At 56.9% G+C, this 18245-nt stretch carries 17 protein-coding genes and 1 pseudogene; 11 read left to right on the plus strand and 7 right to left on the minus strand.

The genetic code is table 11. The features are described from left to right. The first annotated feature begins 1 nt into the window (after position 1). Genes mnmG through BUB78_RS06715 form a run of 4 tightly spaced genes read left to right on the plus strand, consistent with a single transcriptional unit; the run spans position 2 to position 4193 of the window. A complete protein-coding gene (gene mnmG / locus BUB78_RS06700; protein ID WP_073196607.1) occupies positions 2 to 1864 on the plus strand; it encodes a tRNA uridine-5-carboxymethylaminomethyl(34) synthesis enzyme MnmG in 1863 nt (620 codons plus the stop codon). Next, positions 1855 to 2466, plus strand: a complete 612-nt coding sequence (gene rsmG / locus BUB78_RS06705; RefSeq protein WP_425442148.1) for a 16S rRNA (guanine(527)-N(7))-methyltransferase RsmG — start codon at positions 1855 to 1857, stop codon at positions 2464 to 2466. Before mnmG ends, rsmG begins: the two co-directional genes overlap by 10 nt. Then, the gene (locus BUB78_RS06710) at positions 2459 to 3268 is read left to right on the plus strand and encodes a ParA family protein (protein ID WP_073196605.1); all 810 of its coding nucleotides are present in this window, start codon (positions 2459 to 2461) and stop codon (positions 3266 to 3268) included. The genes rsmG and BUB78_RS06710 overlap by 8 nt, the downstream gene beginning before the upstream one ends. Before the next feature lie 19 nt (positions 3269 to 3287). After that, positions 3288 to 4193 (plus strand): ParB/RepB/Spo0J family partition protein, encoded by a 906-nt coding sequence (locus BUB78_RS06715; RefSeq protein ID WP_073196392.1) that lies wholly within the window; start codon positions 3288 to 3290, stop codon positions 4191 to 4193. Positions 4194 to 4199: 6 nt separating this feature from the next. Here BUB78_RS06715 and hemW read toward each other — a convergent pair whose 3' ends face one another. From hemW to rph, 3 genes are read right to left on the minus strand one after another with little or no spacing between them, the layout of a single operon-like run. Continuing rightward, a complete protein-coding gene (gene hemW, locus BUB78_RS06720; RefSeq protein ID WP_073196393.1) occupies positions 4200 to 5357 on the minus strand; it encodes a radical SAM family heme chaperone HemW in 1158 nt (385 codons plus the stop codon). Then, positions 5350 to 5958, minus strand: coding sequence for an RdgB/HAM1 family non-canonical purine NTP pyrophosphatase (rdgB, locus tag BUB78_RS06725; protein WP_073196394.1), 609 nt, complete (start codon positions 5956 to 5958; stop codon positions 5350 to 5352). The genes hemW and rdgB overlap by 8 nt, the downstream gene beginning before the upstream one ends. Next, positions 5951 to 6667 carry a ribonuclease PH gene (gene rph / locus BUB78_RS06730; protein ID WP_073196395.1) on the minus strand — a complete coding sequence of 239 codons (717 nt, stop codon included), beginning with the start codon at positions 6665 to 6667 and terminating at the stop codon, positions 5951 to 5953. The genes rdgB and rph overlap by 8 nt, the downstream gene beginning before the upstream one ends. 117 nt (positions 6668 to 6784) lie before the next feature. Here rph and hrcA point away from each other — a divergent pair, with 117 nt between their 5' ends. Both hrcA and BUB78_RS06740 read left to right on the plus strand, forming a co-directional pair. Continuing rightward, complete coding sequence (hrcA, locus tag BUB78_RS06735) at positions 6785 to 7849, plus strand: heat-inducible transcriptional repressor HrcA (RefSeq protein WP_073196396.1); 1065 nt, start codon at positions 6785 to 6787, stop codon at positions 7847 to 7849. 9 nt (positions 7850 to 7858) lie between these two features. Further along, entirely contained in the window at positions 7859 to 8422 is a 564-nt protein-coding gene (locus BUB78_RS06740) for a nucleotide exchange factor GrpE (RefSeq protein ID WP_073196397.1), read from the plus strand. A 15-nt stretch (positions 8423 to 8437) separates the two neighbouring features. On the opposite strand, the gene mutS is transcribed toward BUB78_RS06740, so the two are convergent. Next, on the minus strand, positions 8438 to 11065 hold the full coding sequence (gene mutS / locus BUB78_RS06745; RefSeq protein ID WP_073196609.1) for a DNA mismatch repair protein MutS: 2628 nt from the start codon (positions 11063 to 11065) through the stop codon (positions 8438 to 8440). 330 nt (positions 11066 to 11395) lie between these two features. Here mutS and BUB78_RS06750 point away from each other — a divergent pair. Beyond that, a pseudogene (locus BUB78_RS06750) lies at positions 11396 to 11959 on the plus strand (phosphate acyltransferase); the annotation flags it as partial. A 64-nt stretch (positions 11960 to 12023) separates the two neighbouring features. Further along, entirely contained in the window at positions 12024 to 12881 is an 858-nt protein-coding gene (locus BUB78_RS06755) for a ribokinase (protein ID WP_073196399.1), read from the plus strand. On the opposite strand, the gene msrA is transcribed toward BUB78_RS06755, so the two are convergent. After that, positions 12878 to 13546, minus strand: coding sequence for a peptide-methionine (S)-S-oxide reductase MsrA (gene msrA, locus BUB78_RS06760; protein ID WP_073196400.1), 669 nt, complete (start codon positions 13544 to 13546; stop codon positions 12878 to 12880). The genes BUB78_RS06755 and msrA overlap by 4 nt on opposite strands. A 148-nt stretch (positions 13547 to 13694) precedes the next feature. Here msrA and BUB78_RS06765 point away from each other — a divergent pair, with 148 nt between their 5' ends. Continuing rightward, positions 13695 to 14603, plus strand: coding sequence for a D-amino acid aminotransferase (locus BUB78_RS06765; RefSeq protein ID WP_073196611.1), 909 nt, complete (start codon positions 13695 to 13697; stop codon positions 14601 to 14603). On the opposite strand, the gene tmpT is transcribed toward BUB78_RS06765, so the two are convergent. Beyond that, a complete protein-coding gene (tmpT, locus tag BUB78_RS06770) occupies positions 14600 to 15238 on the minus strand; it encodes a thiopurine S-methyltransferase (protein ID WP_073196612.1) in 639 nt (212 codons plus the stop codon). The genes BUB78_RS06765 and tmpT overlap by 4 nt on opposite strands. A gap of 142 nt (positions 15239 to 15380) precedes the next feature. Here tmpT and BUB78_RS06775 point away from each other — a divergent pair, with 142 nt between their 5' ends. Further along, positions 15381 to 16100, plus strand: coding sequence for a sulfotransferase-like domain-containing protein (locus BUB78_RS06775; protein WP_073196402.1), 720 nt, complete (start codon positions 15381 to 15383; stop codon positions 16098 to 16100). Here BUB78_RS06775 and BUB78_RS06780 read toward each other — a convergent pair. Continuing rightward, entirely contained in the window at positions 16090 to 17316 is a 1227-nt protein-coding gene (locus BUB78_RS06780) for an argininosuccinate synthase (protein ID WP_073196405.1), read from the minus strand. The genes BUB78_RS06775 and BUB78_RS06780 overlap by 11 nt on opposite strands. A gap of 127 nt (positions 17317 to 17443) precedes the next feature. On the opposite strand from BUB78_RS06780, the gene BUB78_RS06785 reads away from it, so the two are divergent. After that, positions 17444 to 18214, plus strand: a complete 771-nt coding sequence (locus BUB78_RS06785) for a threonine dehydratase (protein ID WP_073196406.1) — start codon at positions 17444 to 17446, stop codon at positions 18212 to 18214. Positions 18215 to 18245 lie beyond the last annotated feature (31 nt).

Genomic DNA, 18245 nt, shown 5'->3' on the forward strand with positions numbered 1-18245 from the left:
CGTGAAACATTTTAACGTCATTGTAATCGGCGGCGGTCACGCCGGGGCGGATGCTGCGCATGGTGCGGCACGCATGGGCGCGCGTACCGCACTTGTTACACTGACCCGCGAAAGTATTGGGGTGATGTCGTGCAATCCGGCGATAGGAGGTCTCGGGAAGGGTCATCTTGTTCGTGAAATTGATGCACTTGATGGTGTCATGGGCCGAGTTGCGGATAAGGCCGGCATTCAGTTTCGCCTTTTGAATCGGCGCAAAGGCCCCGCTGTTCAGGGCCCCCGCGCGCAAGCAGACCGCAAGATTTACCGCGAGGAAATGCAGGCTGAGATTTCCGCGCAACCGAACCTTACAGTTATCCAAGGCGAAGCCTCAGACTTTATCCTAAAGGATGGTCGTGTCAGCGGTGTCGTGTTGGACGATGGAAGCGAAATTACCGCGGGCGCAGTCGTTTTGACCACCGGGACATTCTTGCGAGGAGTGATCCATATTGGCGATGTGTCTCGTCCAGGCGGGAGAATGGGAGATCGCCCTTCGGTCAAGCTGGCAGAGCGGATCGGTTCATTTAATCTTCCCCTCGGTCGGCTGAAAACAGGGACACCCCCGCGTCTTAATGGCAAGACGATCGCCTGGGACACTCTCGAAGCACAGCCGGGTGACGATGATCCCGTGATGTTTTCGTTCCTGTCGAGGCTCCCTTCCGCACGGCAGGTTTCCTGCGGTATTACGTATACTAACGAGAAAACCCACGATATCATCCGAGAAAACCTCAGCCGTTCTGCCATGTATGGTGGTCACATTGACGGTATTGGGCCGCGATATTGCCCTTCAATCGAGGATAAGATCGTTCGATTTGCCGATAAGACGTCGCACCAGATATTTTTGGAGCCTGAAAGCCTTTCGGATGATGTCGTGTATCCAAACGGGATTTCAACGTCTTTGCCTGAGGATGCGCAGGTTGATTACGTGCGTTCGATCGCCGGATTGGAAAACGCCGAAATTCTGCAACCCGGTTATGCAATCGAATACGATTATGTCGATCCTCGTGCGCTGGATAGTACCCTGGCTGTCAAGGATGTGCCGGGACTTTACCTTGCGGGTCAGATCAACGGCACAACTGGCTATGAGGAGGCTGCTGCGCAGGGGCTTGTTGCCGGGATCAACGCCGCACTTTCCGTTCTTGGGAAAGAGCCCGCAATTTTCAGCCGCACAAATAGCTATATTGGTGTTATGATTGATGATCTGACGACGCGGGGCGTAAGCGAGCCCTATCGTATGTTCACGTCGCGTGCCGAATTTCGCCTGTCTTTACGCGCGGATAACGCAGATCAACGGCTAACGCCAATGGGTCTTTCACTTGGATGCGTTGGGGACAATCGAAAAGCCGTTTTTGAGAATAAATTGGCACGCCTTACCGGTGGCCGTGCAATTCTCGAGAGCAAGAGTTTTACGCCCAGAGAGCTTTCAGAGGCAGGGCTCAAAATTTCTCAAGATGGCGCGAGACGGAGTGCGTTTGCGATACTTGCCTATCCCGACGTGACTTTTGCGGATATTTTGCGCCTTGATGATAGTTTATCGGACATTGATCCGGAAAGTCGTGCGCAGCTCGAAAAGGATGCACTTTATTCAAATTATATCGAACGTCAAAATCGCGATGTCGAAATGATGAAACGGGACGAAGCTCATGTGATTCCAACCGGTTTTTCTTTTGCGAATATAGATGGGCTATCCAACGAGCTAAAATCAAAATTGACGGCTTCTCGACCGGAAAACCTCGCTCAGGCAGCTCGGATTGATGGAATGACTCCTGTTGCCCTCACGCTTATCCTTGCAAGATTGCGGAACGAGCGCCGGGGTCAATCCGCGTGAGCGCGTCGTCGGATGTTTCACGTGAAACAAAAGCAAGGTTGGAAACCTATGCAGATTTGCTGCGAAAATGGAATCCAAAGATAAATCTTGTTTCAAAAAGTACGATGGATGACCTTTGGTCGCGCCATATCATCGATTCCGCCCAGATCTACGCGCTTGCGCCCCACCCCATAGAGCATTGGGTTGACCTTGGATCAGGCGGCGGCTTTCCTGGGCTTGTGATTGCCATAATGGCCGCGGATCAAGGTTCACCACAGAAGACCACTCTTGTCGAAAGTGATGCTCGTAAGTGCGCCTTTCTTCGAACGGTCATTCGCGAAACCGGAGTTAGTGCAACTGTTATGAATGAGCGGATCGAAGCCCTACCCGATTTGGAGGCCGATATTCTGTCGGCTCGGGCGCTTGGGAGCTTGGAGCTGCTTTTGTCTTTCGCAGACCGCCACTTGGCAACGACGGGAACGGCCATTTTTCCAAAGGGTGCGAACTGGGAAAAAGAGTTGCCGGATGCGCAATCTAAGTGGAATTTTGATTACCAGCTTGTTAAAAGTGAAACAGAATCCGGTCCCGTCATTATGAAGATAACAGGAGTTGCCCGTGCCTGATCCAACCCGCCCACGCGGACCAAAGATCATCGCGATTGCCAATCAAAAGGGCGGCGTCGGAAAAACCACAACCACAATCAACCTTGGTGCGGCCCTGGCTGAGGCTGGTGCGCGCGTTCTGATTGTTGATCTTGACCCACAGGGAAACGCCTCGACAGGACTAGGAATAGGGGTCGATGCGCGCGAATATACAACATATGACTTTTTGCTGGATGAAATCAGCCTTGGCGAAGTGATTCAAAAGACGGCGGATGAAAACCTCATGATCATTCCGGCGACGGTTGATCTCTCGTCGGCAGATATCGAGCTTATTTCGAATGAAAAGCGGAGCTTTCTTTTGCATGACGCACTCCGACAGCATGCGATTGACGCCTATGCGCTTGATTATGTGCTGATTGATTGCCCGCCGTCGCTTAACCTTTTGACGGTGAACGCGATGGTCGCGGCGCATTCGGTCCTGGTGCCTCTGCAGAGCGAATTTTTTGCGCTTGAAGGCTTGTCTCAGCTGATGTTGACCATCCGCGAGGTCCGCCAGACGGCCAATGCAAACCTTCGGATCGAGGGGGTTGTGTTGACGATGTTTGATGCCCGCAACAACCTTTCGTCTCAGGTTGAACAGGATGCACGGGAAAACCTTGGGGATTTGGTGTTTCAAACAAGAATTCCGCGGAATGTACGGGTCAGCGAGGCGCCATCCTATGCGGTGTCCGTACTCAGCTATGATTCCCACTCAAAGGGAGCGCAGGCCTATCGCGATCTTGCGCAGGAATTGATGCAAAACAACGCGCGCGTCGCCGCCTGAACTGAAAGGGACAAAAGATATGGCCAGCAAGAAAACTCAGCAGCGTGGCCTTGGGCGCGGACTTTCGGCCCTCATGGCGGATGTCGGTGATGACGCTCGCGGATCTGCAGCGGGTGGTGCAAAACGCCCTGATCTTATGGTTCCGGTCGAGAAGGTTCATCCAAACCCTGATCAGCCGCGTCGCAGCTTCGATCAGGACCTTTTGCAGGATCTTGCCAACTCCATCGCGGAAAAGGGGGTCATTCAGCCGCTGATCGTGCGGCCGAACCCGCGCCGTGAGGGAGAATATGAAATCGTTGCGGGCGAACGTCGCTGGCGAGCTGCGCAGATGGCGAAACTTCATGAAATCCCGGTCCTTATCCGCGAGTTCAACGACACCGAGGTGTTGGAAGTTGCAATTATCGAAAACATCCAGCGTGCCGATCTAAATCCGGTAGAAGAAGCGACCGGATATAATCAGCTTATGCACAAATTTGGCCATACCCAGGAAAAGCTGGCCGAGGTGTTGGGTAAAAGCCGCAGCCACATTGCAAACAGTGTGCGCTTGCTCAATCTGCCCGAAGAGGTTTTGGGATACGTGCGCGAAGGAAAACTGTCATCGGGTCACGCGCGTGCCTTGATCACAGCGGATGATCCCGCCGCCCTCGCGCGTCAGGTGATCCAAAAGAACCTTTCGGTGCGGGAAACGGAAAAGCTCGTTAAGGCTGGTATCGGCAATATTTTCAACGAGGGCGGAGCGACGGTTAAGCCCCGCAAAGCGCCGGAAAAAGACGCCGATACCAAGGCGCTCGAGGGCGATCTTTCTGCAAATCTTGGTATGAAGGTGGCAATCAACCATACCGCCGGCGAGGAAAACGGGCAGATCACCATTAGTTATGACTCGCTCGATCAATTGGATCGGCTCTGCGGGCTTCTCAGCAGCTAACAGTCACTATTCCGGCAAAAGATCACGAATAACAGCGTTCAGAACCGCGCGACCCTGCCGAGTTGCGCGCAGAGCGGTTCCCCCGGTTTCGACCATGCCTATCTCTTGCAAGTGGGCAACGGTTTCGGGGTTTAGCGGTACGCCCGACAAGGCGGCAAAGCGGTCGGCGTCAATCCCATCGGTGATCCGCAACCCCATCAAAAGGTATTCAGCTGCCTGATCCTGCTGGCTAAGTGGTATTGCGCGCTTTTCGGCATTGCCTTTTTCGACCGATGTTAACCAACGTTCGGGGGATGAGAAGGCCTCGGTGGCAAAACGCTGTCTGTCGCGGGTGATCCGGCCGTGCGCGCCCGGCCCGATGCCCACATAATCGCCATAACGCCAGTAGATCATGTTGTGGCGGGATTCTGATCCCGGTTTGGCGTGATTGGATACCTCGTAGACGCCAAGACCGGCCGCATCGCATATGTCTTGCGTGGCGTGGTACATGTCTGCGGCCAGGTCATCTTCGGGCAGGCCCCGAAGGCGGCCGGCCGCATAACGATCACCAAAGGCGGTGCCTTGTTCGATTGTCAACTGATAGAGTGAAAGGTGATCAATCGCCATGCCAAGCGCTTCGCGCAGCTCCGAGCGCCAGTCATCAAGCGTTTGATCCTGGCGGGCGTAAATGAGATCAAAGCTCACTCTTTCAAAGGTTTGTCTCGCAATATCAAATGCTTGCTGTGCCTCTTTGGCCGAATGAATTCGGCCAAGCCGTTTTAGATCACGATCATTCAGGGCCTGAACACCCATAGAGATACGTGAAACGCCGCCCTGCGCAAAGGCGCGAAACTTGCCCGCTTCGACAGATCCGGGATTGGCCTCCAGCGTCACCTCAAGATCATTGGCGGCAGGCCATGTGCGACGCACACGGTCGAGGATCGCCGCGACAACTTCGGGGTTCATCAGGCTTGGCGTGCCGCCGCCGAAAAAGACGCTGTTAAGCACACGACCAGAGAGCATTTCGCCATAGCGGTCAATTTCCGAAAGATACGCCCGCAGCCAGCGAGATTGGTCAATCTCACGCGCAACATGGCTGTTGAAGTCGCAATAGGGGCATTTGGCCTGACAAAACGGCCAATGTATATAAAGGCCAAAACCCCCTGCTTGCCAATCTTCAGCCAAAACAGCCCTTTACCAATTTGTTGAACGCATCGGCGCGATGGCTGATGCGGTTTTTTTCCCAGCGATCCATTTCGCCAAAGGTAATCTTATAGCCGACCGGCTGAAAGATCGGGTCATAGCCATGCCCTTGATCGCCGCGCATTGGCCAAACGACCCATCCTTCGACGGTGCCCGCGAAAACCTCGTCATGGCCGTCGGGCCATGCAAGTACCAAAGTACAGCAAAACCGCCCGGTCCAGGGCTGTGCAGCGCCGCTTTGAACAAGCTTGTCATGGGTCTTAGTCATCGCCATGACAAAATCACGACCAGTCTCTGTTTCGGCCCAATCGGCGGTATAAACGCCGGGCGCGCCGTTCAGCGCGTCGATTTCGATTCCGCTGTCATCGGACAATGCAGGCAGACCGGTTGCCTTTGCCGCCGCATGCGCCTTGATGCGCGCATTGCCGACAAAGGTGGTCTCGGTTTCGTCTGGTTCGGCAAGCCCCAGTTCGGCGGCGCCCACAACGCGGACACCGTAAGGGGCAAGCAGATTGGCGATCTCTTCAAGCTTGCCCGCGTTGTGCGTGGCCACCAACAGGATATCGCCGGTAAACTTACGCACCTGTCGCCTCAAGCTGTTTGGCGACGAGTTCGTTAACGCCCTTCTCTGCCAGATCAAGTAGAGTGTTCATCTGGTCGCGGCTATAGGTAGAGCCTTCGGCGCTCATTTGCACCTCGATCAGCTTTTTGGTGCCTGTCATGATGAAATTGCCGTCAACGCCGGCATCGCTATCCTCGGGGTAATCAAGATCAAGCACCGGCTGGCCCGCGTAGATGCCACAGGATACAGCGGCGACCGGATCAATCAGGGGATCGCTGACGACATCGCCGACCTTCATCAGTTTTTGCACAGCAAGGCGAAGGGCAACCCATCCGCCGGTGATCGAGGCGCAACGCGTGCCGCCATCGGCCTGGATGACATCGCAATCGACGGTGATCTGGCGCTCGCCAAGGGCGACACGATCAACTCCGGCGCGCAAAGAGCGGCCAATCAGGCGCTGAATTTCGACGGTACGGCCGCCTTGTTTGCCCGCCGTCGCCTCGCGGCGCATCCGGCTATTGGTCGAACGGGGAAGCATGCCGTATTCGGCGGTAACCCAACCAAGGCCGCTGCCTTTGATAAAGGGCGGCACGCGATCTTCGATCGTGGCGGTGCACAGAACATGGGTATCACCTATTTTGATCAGGCAAGAGCCCTCGGCGTGCTTCAAAACCCCGGTTTCGATTGAAACTGGCCGCATTTCGCTTAAATCTCTACCAGACGGTCGCATGATGTTTCCCTTTCGCTGTTGGGCGGGGGATACAGGTGAAGCGCCTGCAATGGCAACCCCGATTGACCTTTGGCGCAACCCGTCTTTAATGGCAGACCTATGAGGAAACCCAGTTAGATGAATACCCCAAGACAGGCCCTTGATCAGATGAACGACCGCTCGCGCGAAGTGTTTCGCCGCGTGGTCGAAAGCTATCTCGCCAATGGTGATCCTGTGGGGTCGCGCACCCTCACGCGAGACTTTAGCGAAAAGGTAAGTGCGGCAACGATCCGCAACGTGATGCAGGATCTGGAATACCTCGGCCTTTTGGGCAGCCCCCACATCAGCGCCGGGCGCGTGCCAACGCAGGAAGGCTTGCGGATGTTTGTGGATGGCCTGCTCGAGGTGGGCGATCTTGAGGCAACCGACCGTAAGATGATCGACGACACCGTCGCCACGAATTCACAGGACGTTGGCGGCATACTTGATCGCATCGGCTCTGCGCTTTCGGGGGTGACGCGGGGCGCGTCCCTTGTTTTGACGCCGAAACACGAGGCCCCGATCAAGCATATCGAATTCGTTAGCCTCGGCCATGACCGCGCGCTTGTGGTTCTGGTGTTTTCCGACGGGCATGTTGAAAACCGTATTTTCAATCCGCCGCCCGGCCAAACCCCAAGCTCGATGCGCGAGGCGGCGAACTTTCTGAATTCCTTGATCGAGGGTAAAACCCTGTCGGATCTTCAGACCGTGATCGCCAAACAGATCGCGGCGCGACGCCAGGAGATTGATCAGCTTTCTCACGCCATGGTCGAAAGTGGCCTTGCGGTGTGGGAAGGCGAAGGCGACGCTTACGAGCGCCTGATCGTCCGGGGGCGGGCGAATCTTTTGAATTCAGGCGCCGAGGAAGTTGACCTTGAGCGCATTCGCACCCTGTTTGATGACCTCGAACGCAAGCGTGATATCGCCGAATTCCTCGAACTGGCCGACGAAGGCGCAGGTGTGCGCATTTTTATTGGTTCTGAGAACAAACTTTTTTCACTTTCGGGTTCCTCTTTGGTGGTCTCTCCATATATGAACGCTGACCGTAAGATCATTGGCGCAGTTGGTGTCATTGGCCCGACGCGCCTGAACTATGGGCGGATTGTGCCAATTGTCGATTACACGGCGCAACTGGTTGGCAAACTGATCTCGGACCGGAGTTAGAGGTGTAAAATGGCAGAACCGAACAACGAAAGCTTTCTCGATGATATCGAAGAGGCTGCCGCCGAAGAGAACGAACAGAACGAGGCAGAGATTTCAGACGAAGAGTTAGAGCTTGATACCCTGCGCGCAGAGCGTGACGCGTATCAGGACAAGTTCATGCGTGCGCTGGCGGATGCCGAAAATGCACGCAAGCGGTCCGAAAAGGACCGGCGCGAGGCCGAGAATTACGGCGGATCAAAACTGGCGCGTGATATGTTGCCGGTACATGACAATCTCAAGCGCGCGCTTGAAACCCTCACCGATGAACAGCGTCAGGCCTCGGCCGCCGTGTTTGAAGGCATCGAGCTAACGCTGCGCGAGCTTTTGAACGTGTTCACCAAGCACGGTATCACCGTGATCGATCCGCAAGTCGGGGATCGCTTTGATCCGCAACATCACGAGGCCATGTTCGAAGCCCCCCTGCCCGGCACAAAGGCCGGCGAGATCATTCAGGTGTCTGGTCAGGGCTTTATGCTGCACGACCGTATTCTGCGCCCGGCGCAGGTTGGCGTTTCGTCCAACCGCGGCGCATAACATCTAAGGCGGGTGTCAGCCCGCCTTATCCTTGGCCAGTTTCTTGAGTTCGTAAATAAGGTCCAGCGCCTCGCGCGGGCTAAGAGCGTCCGGCAGGATATCTGCCAGGCGAGCCTCGACCTGTGACGCCCCACTGGTCTTGACGGGCACAGGTGCGGGTGGCATTGCGGAAAACAGTGGAAGATCGTCGATCAACGCCTTTTGGCGGCTTCCACCCTCGCGCTCGCCCTTTTCCAGCGCATCGAGCACGACACGTGCACGCACAACGACCGCCTCTGGCAGGCCGGCAAGTTTCGCGACCTGCACGCCATAACTGCGATCGGCGGCACCACGGCGGACCTCGTGCATGAAAATCACATCGCCATCATGTTCCTTCACGGTCACGGTGGCGTTCTCAACCCGATCGAGCTTGTCGCTAAGATTGGTCAGCTCGTGATAATGCGTGGCAAACAACGCACGACAGCCGTTGACGTCATGCAGGTTTTCAAGGGTCGCCCAAGCGATGCTAAGCCCGTCATAGGTGGCCGTGCCGCGCCCGATCTCATCAAGAATGACAAGCGCATGATCATCCGCCTGATTGAGGATCGCGGCGGTTTCGACCATTTCAACCATAAATGTGGACCGCCCGCGCGCCAGATCGTCAGAGGCACCAACGCGGCTGAAAAGCTGGCTGACAAGGCCGATATGGGCGGATTTGGCGGGCACATAGCTTCCCATCTGCGCCAAAAGCGCAATCAGGGCGTTTTGCCGAAGGAAGGTCGATTTACCGGCCATGTTTGGCCCGGTCAAAAGCCAGATATCGTTTTCGCTGCCCAGGTCACAGTCATTAGCAATGAACGGCGCGCCGCTTTGGGCGCGCAGCGCGCGTTCGACCACCGGATGCCGCCCGCCCTTGATGTTAAGCGCGCGGCTGGTGTCGACGATGGGTTTGCACCAGTTCTCCTGCACCGCAAGATCGGCGAGGGCGGTCGAGAGATCAATCTCGGCAAGCCCACGTGCAACCTGCGCGATGGCGCCGGATTGTTCAAGAATTGCGAATTTCAGGGCGTCATAGAGCCGCTTTTCAATTTCAAGCGCTCGCCCGCCTGCGTTCAGGATCTTGGTTTCCATGTCGCTGAGTGGCACGGTGGTGAACCGAACCTGATTGGCGGTGGTCTGGCGGTGTTTGAACGTCTCGTTCAACGGTGGCGCCAGCATTTTATCGGCATGGGTCGAGGTGACCTCGACGAAATACCCGAGAACGTTGTTGTGCTTGATCTTCAGCGACTGAATGCCGGTCAGGGCGGTATATTCGCCCTGCATCGCCGCGATCACGCCCCGGCCTTCATCGCGAAGTTGACGCGCTTCATCAAGGTCGGTGTCATAGCCGGGCGCGATGAACCCGCCATCCCGCGCCAAAAGCGGTGGTTCGGCCACAAGCGCCTGATCCAAAAGATCAAGCAAGGCGTCGTGGCCGGTCAGACCCTTCGCGGCACTGGCGAGAAGCGGCGGAAGGTCGGCATCGCCAAAAAGCTTTGCGACCTCTTCGCCCTGTTCAAGCCCGTTGCGAACGGCCGCCAGATCACGCGGCCCGCCGCGATCAAGCCCAAGCCGCGAGAGAGCGCGATCAAGGTCGGGCACCCTGCGCAGGGCCTCGCGTAAATCGGCGGCTAACCGAGACTGATCCACCGCAAAACCGACAGAAGCCAACCGGTCTTGAACCACATCCAAAACCCGGCTCGGGCTTGACAGGCGGCGCTCTAACAGACGCCCGCCGCCGGCCGTTACCGTGCGATCAATCGTGGCCAAAAGCGAGCCGGCCCTGCCCCCGCCAAGCGCCTGCGTCAGCTCAAGATTACGCCGGGTGGCGGCGTCGATCTGCATCGCGCGTTCATGTTGCTCGCGCACCGGGGTGCGCAACAGCGGGAGGTTTCCTTTTTGCGTGATCTCAAGCCATTCGACGATGGCCCCCATGGCGGCAATCTCTGGCCGTGAAAACTTACCAAAGGCCTCTAGCGTGGTGACGCCAAACAACGCGCAAAGCCGCTTTTCACCGCCGGCACTATCAAAGGCGGAGCGCCCCAGCGGGGTAAGGGACGCGCCAGATTCAGCGACTATTTCACCTAAATCGGCCTCATCACCGTCGGCGATCACCACCTCGCGCGGGGCGAGCCGCGCGAGTTCGGGGCCAAGCCGCGCCGCTGTCAGGGGCATCACGTGAAACGCCCCGGTCGAGATATCGACCCACGCCAGCGCACAGTCGCCGCGTACCTGAGCAAAAGCCGCAAGGTAATTGTGACGCCGCGCCTCAAGCAGGCTTTCCTCGGTCAGGGTGCCGGGGGTGACAAGGCGCACGACGGCACGATGGACCACGGATTTCGAGCCGCGTTTCCTGGCCTCGGCGGGGTCTTCCATCTGTTCACAGACGGCCACGCGAAACCCTTTGCGGATCAACGTCAAAAGATAGCCCTCGGCGGAATGAACCGGCACGCCGCACATGGCGATATCCTCGCCCAGATGCTTGCCGCGTTTGGTAAGGGCAATATCAAGCGCCTCGGCCGCCGCCGCCGCATCATCGAAGAACAATTCGTAAAAATCACCCATCCGATAAAACAAAAGCGCCTCTGGGTACTGCGCCTTGATCTCAAGATATTGCGCCATCATCGGCGTGACGGTCGATGGTTGTGCGGTCACGGGGGCCCCCTTTTGCTTGGCGTGACCTTACAAATCCCCGACCGCCCGCGAAAGCCAAAACCGCGTTTCAGTTGAGGCAGCCGCATTCCACCGCTATTCAGGGTGACATTGATAGGGCAGACGTTTGGCGGCATCACCCTTGAAGATATCAAAGCGCCCGAATGTTTCATTATCGAGCAGCAGCTTAAAGAAGTGATGGATATTCCGGTCTTTCACGATGATCAGCATGGCAGCGCCGTGATTTATGCTGCGGGCCTTATCAATGCTCTGCACATCTCTGGCAAGAAGATCGAGGATGGTCGGATCGTGCTTAACGGCGCTGGCGCGGCCGGGATTGCCTGTCTTGCCGCCCGTGATCGACATGTGCTCTCGGCCCTGATGCTTGCGCATGGGCATGGTGATGACCTTGTGACTGGCGCCACACGCAAATCGGCGCATGTGCTTGAACTGATCAACCATGTTTTTGATGCCGATGCCGATCATGGCGGGGCCGGGGTAACGGCACTCTTGCATAAAGGGCGGATCGCTCTGATCTTGGATACGCTTGTGCACGAATGGCCGGATGAAGAGGATCTTGCCAATATCGCCAGGCGCGCCGCCGGTGTGGCGCGTCACCTTGGACCTAAGCCACGCGTTGCCTTTGTCAGCTTTCGACATTCGGCTATCCGCGCTCTGAACGGGCCTGCGAATATTCTTGTGGTGTCGGCGCGTCATTCGGCGTTAATTTCTGTCAAGCTGATGCAGGAAATGGCCGCGGCGACGGTGATCGGGCCGATATTGTCGGGTGTAGATCAGGCGATCCAGATTTGTTCGTCGAATGATATTCTGAACATGGCGGTTCTGGCGGCCTGTAAAGTGGGTTAGGTTTGGCGGCTCTGGCAGGCGTTGGGATGTGAGTATTTGGGGAAAGATGAAACAGAGGATGAGAATGATCTTTAACCTTGGCTCGATCAATGCGGACCATATTTATCGCCTGCCTCATTTGCCTGCCCCCGGCGAAACGCTTGCTGCGGTGAGCTATTGTCGTACGCTTGGCGGAAAGGGGGCCAATCAATCGGTTGCCGCTGCGCGGGCTGGGGAACGGGTTTGTCATATCGGGGCTATCGGGCCTGATGGCGATTGGATGGTCGATCTGCTTGAGGGATACGGTGTCGAAGTTGGGCATGTTGCACGGTCCGACACGCCCTCGGGGCATGCGGTGGTTTGCGTCGATGATGCCGGTGAGAATGCAATCGTCATTTACCCAGGGGCCAATCGCGCCCTTGAGGTTTCTGATGTGACATCAGCGCTGGGCGCGGCGTCGCCGGGTGACTGGCTCATGATGCAGAATGAAACGAATTTGCAGATCGAAACCGCGCGTCTGGCGCAGGTCGGTGGATTGAACCTTGCCTATTCCGCCGCGCCTTTTGATGCCAATGCTGTGCGTGAAATATTGCCCTTTGTGACGCTTTTGATGCTGAACGAAGTCGAGGCGCGCCAGCTTGAACAGGCGATAGGCGAGATTGATGTGCCGCAGCTTTTGATCACCCGTGGCGCCAATGGTGCCGAGTGGCGGGATCGTGCATCGGGCGAGGTTATCTTATGCCCGGCCTTTCCGGTCACGCCGGTCGATACCACAGGTGCGGGCGACACCTTCACGGGCTATCTGGTGGCGTCGCTTGCGCAGGGCCTCGTGCCGAGCGCGGCGCTCAGGCGGGCCTCGGCGGCGGCGGCGCTTCAGGTGCAAAGGCCGGGCACTGCCGAGGCGATCCCGACAGGCGCCGAAACTGCCGCCTTTCTTGCCTAGGACTGTCCGGCAAAGGGTGCGTCATTCCCCCATAGCGCGCGTACGCGAGTGTCGCGACCGCAGGCTTCGCGGTATAGTTTGTAGGCTTTTGCCTTGGTGCGCGGCCCAAACCGTGTGATGACCAGGGCGCTTCCTTTGTAATAATCCTGATGGCTGCTATCGGCGGGATAGAAGGTTTCAAACGGAAGAACCGGCGTCACAACCTTTTGGGACAAGGCCTTTTCTGCGGCTGACTTTGCCGCCTCGGCAATTTGCTTTTCCGCTGAATCAGAGACGAAAATCGCCGTGCGATAGCTTTCACCTCGGTCACAAAACTGCCCTCCCGCGTCGGTTGGATCGACCGAGCGGAAAAACAGGTGCAACAGCGCCGCGCGTGTCACCTTTTCGGGGTCGAAGGTAATTTTTACGGCTTCAAAATGCCCGGTATCGCCCTTGGTCACCTCTTTGTAGGTCGGATTTTCGCTTGTTCCGCCGGTAAAGCCCGATACGGCGCCGATGACGCCCGAAACTTTTTCAAAATCAGCCTCGACGCACCAGAAACATCCGCCAGCAACAACCAGATCTTGGGGCTCGCCCGCCTTAGCCTGGCTGGCGTGAACGCACAAGCCGACCGCGATCAGCAATGCGAGCACGGCTGCCTTTATTTCTCGTTTTTGCAATATCATGGGCCTGCCCTCCTTTGATATCGTGATCCTGCACCAAATGAACGATCACACCAAGATACGTCCCCGTGAGGTCACGCGCAGTTGAGCAATAATTCGCCCTTGGCATGGTGTGGGTGGCTCACTAGGCTTGCCGAAAACGGGGGATATGATGATCGAGCACCAGACCACACATCAGGCAGAAGAAGACGCGCGCAACGAGCAGATCAAGATCTGGCTGAACGGTCGGATTGTACCGAAGGCAGAGGCGCTTGTCAGCGTTTATGACAGCGGTTTCATGCTTGGCGATGGCGTGTGGGAGGGGCTTCGGCTTTATAACGGGACATGGGCCTTTGCGGATGAGCATCTGGATCGGCTTTTCGAGGCGGCAAAAGCGATTGACCTTGATATTGGCATGACCCGAAAAAAGGTATTTCAGGCCATAATTGACACACAATCGGCCAATGACATGACCAGCGATGCGCATGCCCGTCTTATGGTGACGCGCGGCGTGAAGGTCCGACCGTTTCAGCATCCGTCGCTAAGCCGTCAGGGGCCGACCGTGACCATAATCATGGAGCATTCCAAGCCCAAGATTGCCCGACCGATCCGCCTTGCGACCGTGCCGCATATTCGCGGGCTGCCGATGACGCAGGACCCCAAGTTGAATTCGCATTCCAAGCTGAATTGTATCCTCGCCTGCATCGCGGCGGAAAAAGCAGGGGCCGATGAGGCGCTCATGCTTGATCAGCATGGTTTTGTGAACACGACCAACGCCTGTAACTTTTTCATCATTCGCAAGGGCGCGGTTTGGACGAGCACCGGGGATTACTGCATGAATGGCATCACCCGGCAAAAGGTTATTGACCTATGCCGCGGCAATGACATTCCGGTTTACGAGCGGAATTTTTCTCTGGTCGATACCTATGGAGCTGATGAGGCATTTTTGACCGGTACTTTTGGGGCGCAAACCCCCGTGGGCGAGATTGATGGCCGGGTGATTGGCGACGGTGCGCAAGGGCCGATGACGACCCGCATTCAAGGGCTTTACAAGGCTCTGATTAAGCGTGAAACGGTCTAAGTCGGCATAAGACGCAGGGCCTTTTCCTGCGCGGGGCAAACCCCTTTCAGCCCGCCCTGGACCTCTGCATCGGCCAAAAGCGTGATGTCGTAAGATGCACCGTAGCGATCCCGTACCTCGGATTCCGTAAGGGAAAACGGCGGGCCATTCATGACCGATTGATCGTACTCAAAGGTCACAAGGAGCTGGGGCGCGCGTTTGGTGATCGTTGCGATATGATCGGTATAGCGACCACGCATTTCGCCGGGCAGAGCAACCAGGGCGGCGCGGTCGAACACGGCATCAACGGGCCCAAGTACTTTGGCCGTCAGATCAAAGATATCGCCGACGAAGATATCAATGCCCTCGGCGGCATATCGTTTTAACGGACCTGCCTGCGTGACCTTGGGCACGAGGGGCAGCTCGTCAAAAAGCTGTTGCACCGCAATTTCGCTAAGTTCGGCGCCGACAACGCGGTATCCCTTCGACAAAAGCCAGGCAATATCGCGGGTTTTGCCACAAAGCGGCAGAAATACCCGTGATCCCGGCGCAATGGACAGGGCGCCCAAATGCGCCGCCAGCATCCGGTTCACCTCGCCTTCGTGAAACCCGATCTGCGCATGTTGCCACCGCGTATGCCAGAAATCCGCTTCCATATCCTGCCCTTTCCTCTGTTCTTGCATCCGCGATTCGACGATTCTAGACTTATGGTGGTAGCAAAGGGCGTGGGCAGGCAATCATGAATTTTCGTCAAACCGTCATGCGTTGCGATATCGCTCTGGCCGGACGGGCTTAGAGATGCGGATCGCAATGTGGTCCGGGCCTCGCAACCTTAGCACGGCGATGATGTATAGCTTTGGCGCACGCGCCGATTGCGCCGTGGTGGACGAGCCGTTCTATGCCACCTATCTTGCGCAAACCGGGTTTGATCATCCCATGCGAGACGAGATTATCGCGTCGCAGCCGACGGATCCGGCCAAGGTGATCGAGACCCTTTTGAGGCCGATCCCCGGCGGCAAGGCGCATTTTTATCAAAAGCACATGTCGCAGCATATGATTGAGGGGGTGCCGCGTGATTGGGTGCACCGGGTGGCAAATGTGTTCCTGATCCGCCATCCGGCGCGGGTTGCGGCAAGTTTTTCTGCGAAATATGACAACCCGACCCTAGCCGATATCGGCTTTGTCCAGCAGGCCGAGCTCTACGATCAACTTGTCGCGGCGGGCGCGCACCCGGTTGTGGTTGATTCCGCCGATATACGGCGTGATCCCGAGACGATGTTGAAACGGCTTTGCGCAGCGATTGGCCTTGGCTGGGATCCGGCGATGCTAAGCTGGCCAGCGGGCGGGCATCCAGATGACGGGGTTTGGGCCGCGCATTGGTACGGGGCGGTGCATCAATCGACCGGGTTTGCCCCGGCCGAGGGGGCATTACCCGATCTTGATGGCCCGCGCGCAGTACTGGCAGAGGCGGCGATGCCCGCCTATGACCGCCTGCGCGCGGTAGCGCTTAGCCTTTAAGGCGGCGATTGCGCGCCGCCAGAAGTTTGAGGCGCAGCGCGTTGAGCTGAATGAAACCAGCCGCGTCTTTTTGATCGTAGGCGCCTGCATCATCCTCGAACGTCACGTGGGCCTCGGAATAAAGGCTGTGGTCTGACCAGCGGCCAACGGTCGTTGCAGCGCCTTTATAAAGCTTGAGACGCACAGTGCCGGTCACATGCTCCTGGCTTTTGTCGATGGCGGCCTGAAGCATCTCGCGCTCGGGGCTGAACCAGAAGCCGTTATAGATAAGCTCTGCATAACGCGGCATCAGCGAATCCTTGAGATGACCCGCGCCGCTATCAAGGGTGATCTGTTCGATGCCGCGATGCGCCTCAAGAAGGACAGTGCCGCCAGGGGTTTCATAGATCCCGCGCGATTTCATGCCGACAAAGCGGTTTTCCACGAAATCAAGCCGCCCGATCCCGTGCTTGCCGCCATATTCGTTCAGCTTGGTCAGGATCGTGGCAGGGCTCATTGCTTCGCCGTTGATCGCGACGGCGTCGCCTTTTTCAAACGAAACTTCGAGGAATTCGGGCGTGTTGGGTGCGTCTTCGGGGCTAACGGTGCGTTGGTAGACGTAATCGGGTGCGGCCTCTGCCGGGTCTTCAAGAACCTTGCCTTCGGAGGAGGTGTGCAACAGGTTCGCATCAACCGAGAACGGCGCGTCGCCGCGTTTGTCCTTGGCGATCGGAATCTGGTTTTGCTCGGCAAAGGCCAAAAGCTTGGTCCGGCTGCTCAGATCCCATTCGCGCCAGGGCGCAATCACCTTGATATCAGGGTTGAGAGCGTAAGCCGCCAATTCAAAGCGCACCTGATCGTTGCCCTTGCCGGTTGCCCCATGTGCCACAGCATCGGCGCCGGTTTCGGCGGCGATCTCGACCAGTCGCTTGGAAATCAGCGGGCGGGCGATCGAGGTGCCCAAAAGGTAAAGCCCCTCGTAGAGAGCATTGGCGCGGAACATCGGAAAGACGAAATCGCGCACGAATTCTTCGCGCACATCCTCGATATAGATGTTCTCGGGCTTGATCCCCATCAGCTCGGCTTTTTTGCGGGCCGGGTCAAGTTCCTCGCCCTGCCCCAGATCGGCGGTAAAGGTCACAACCTCACAGCCATATTCGGTTTGAAGCCACTTCAAAATGATCGAGGTATCAAGGCCGCCAGAATAGGCCAGGACAACTTTTTTGGGCGCAGACATTCACTTTCCCCTTGCGTCAAATCTGGCTGGCGGAGTAGCGGCTTTTTCCCCAATGGGCAAGTAGAGCCGGTTGACGGAACCCTGCCACGTGTTATTGCAGAAAATTAGTGTTCTCAGAGGTGAGCCGATGAAAGCTTGGACGATTTTTACCCATTCGCTGAGAATGATCTTTGGCAATCTGTCGCAGCTTATGAAGATCACGCTTGTTCCGGCTCTGATCGGGTTTGCATTTATGGTTGGCTGGATGGTGATCCTGACCATTTTTGCCAATCAGTTTTCGGTCCTTGAAAGCGGCCCGATTGAAGGCGGCCCGGGCGCCATCAGTGGCAGTACTCTTTTAGGCACCTTCCTGCTCTTGCTGATCCTCATCATGATTGGGCTATGGCCTGTCGTCGCATGGCATCGCTTTATCCTTTTGGCGGAATACCCCACGGGCTGGATTCCGACGCTGCGATTTGACCGTATCCTGTCCTATGCCGGGCACGCAATTTTGCTTGGGCTCGTGGCGCTTGTCCTCGTGTTGCCGGTCGGCATGATCATGGGGGTTACGGAAACCGCCGCGCCAGTTGCGGGAACAATCTTTTTGGTGCTGGTTGTCCTGGCACTGAACGTCATCGTCTTGCGCTTATCCCCGATTTTGCCGGCGGCCGCGATTGGCAAGCCGCTTCGGATGAAAGAGGCCTGGGAGGCGACAAAGGGCGCGAACGGGACGATCCTTTTGCTCTTGGTCATTCTGAGCGTTTTTCAGTTTATCCTGCAATTTGCCTTGGGCCTTGTGATGGTGATTCCTTTGATCGGGCCGTTGATCATGCTCGTCGGCGTCCTGATTTCGGCGCTGATCAATGTAAGCATCCTGACCACACTTTACGGTCATTTTGTCGAGGGTCGCGATCTCTGACCCTTGCCAGCGCGGGATGATTGCGGCACTC

The sequence above is a fragment of the Roseovarius marisflavi genome (genome assembly GCF_900142625.1).
GTDB lineage: Bacteria > Pseudomonadota > Alphaproteobacteria > Rhodobacterales > Rhodobacteraceae > Roseovarius > Roseovarius marisflavi.

Coding starts and splice junctions, on each gene's coding strand:
- BUB78_RS06715 (WP_073196392.1), top strand. CDS start 3,288: ATGGCCAGCAAGAAAACTCAGCAGCGTGGCCTTGGGCGCGGACTTTCG.
- rph (WP_073196395.1), bottom strand. CDS start 6,667: ATGCGACCGTCTGGTAGAGATTTAAGCGAAATGCGGCCAGTTTCAATC.
- hrcA (WP_073196396.1), top strand. CDS start 6,785: ATGAATACCCCAAGACAGGCCCTTGATCAGATGAACGACCGCTCGCGC.
- BUB78_RS06740 (WP_073196397.1), top strand. CDS start 7,859: ATGGCAGAACCGAACAACGAAAGCTTTCTCGATGATATCGAAGAGGCT.
- mutS (WP_073196609.1), bottom strand. CDS start 11,065: ATGATGGCGCAATATCTTGAGATCAAGGCGCAGTACCCAGAGGCGCTT.
- BUB78_RS06755 (WP_073196399.1), top strand. CDS start 12,024: ATGATCTTTAACCTTGGCTCGATCAATGCGGACCATATTTATCGCCTG.
- msrA (WP_073196400.1), bottom strand. CDS start 13,546: ATGATATTGCAAAAACGAGAAATAAAGGCAGCCGTGCTCGCATTGCTG.
- BUB78_RS06765 (WP_073196611.1), top strand. CDS start 13,695: ATGATCGAGCACCAGACCACACATCAGGCAGAAGAAGACGCGCGCAAC.
- tmpT (WP_073196612.1), bottom strand. CDS start 15,238: ATGGAAGCGGATTTCTGGCATACGCGGTGGCAACATGCGCAGATCGGG.
- BUB78_RS06775 (WP_073196402.1), top strand. CDS start 15,381: ATGCGGATCGCAATGTGGTCCGGGCCTCGCAACCTTAGCACGGCGATG.
- BUB78_RS06780 (WP_073196405.1), bottom strand. CDS start 17,316: ATGTCTGCGCCCAAAAAAGTTGTCCTGGCCTATTCTGGCGGCCTTGAT.
- BUB78_RS06785 (WP_073196406.1), top strand. CDS start 17,444: ATGAAAGCTTGGACGATTTTTACCCATTCGCTGAGAATGATCTTTGGC.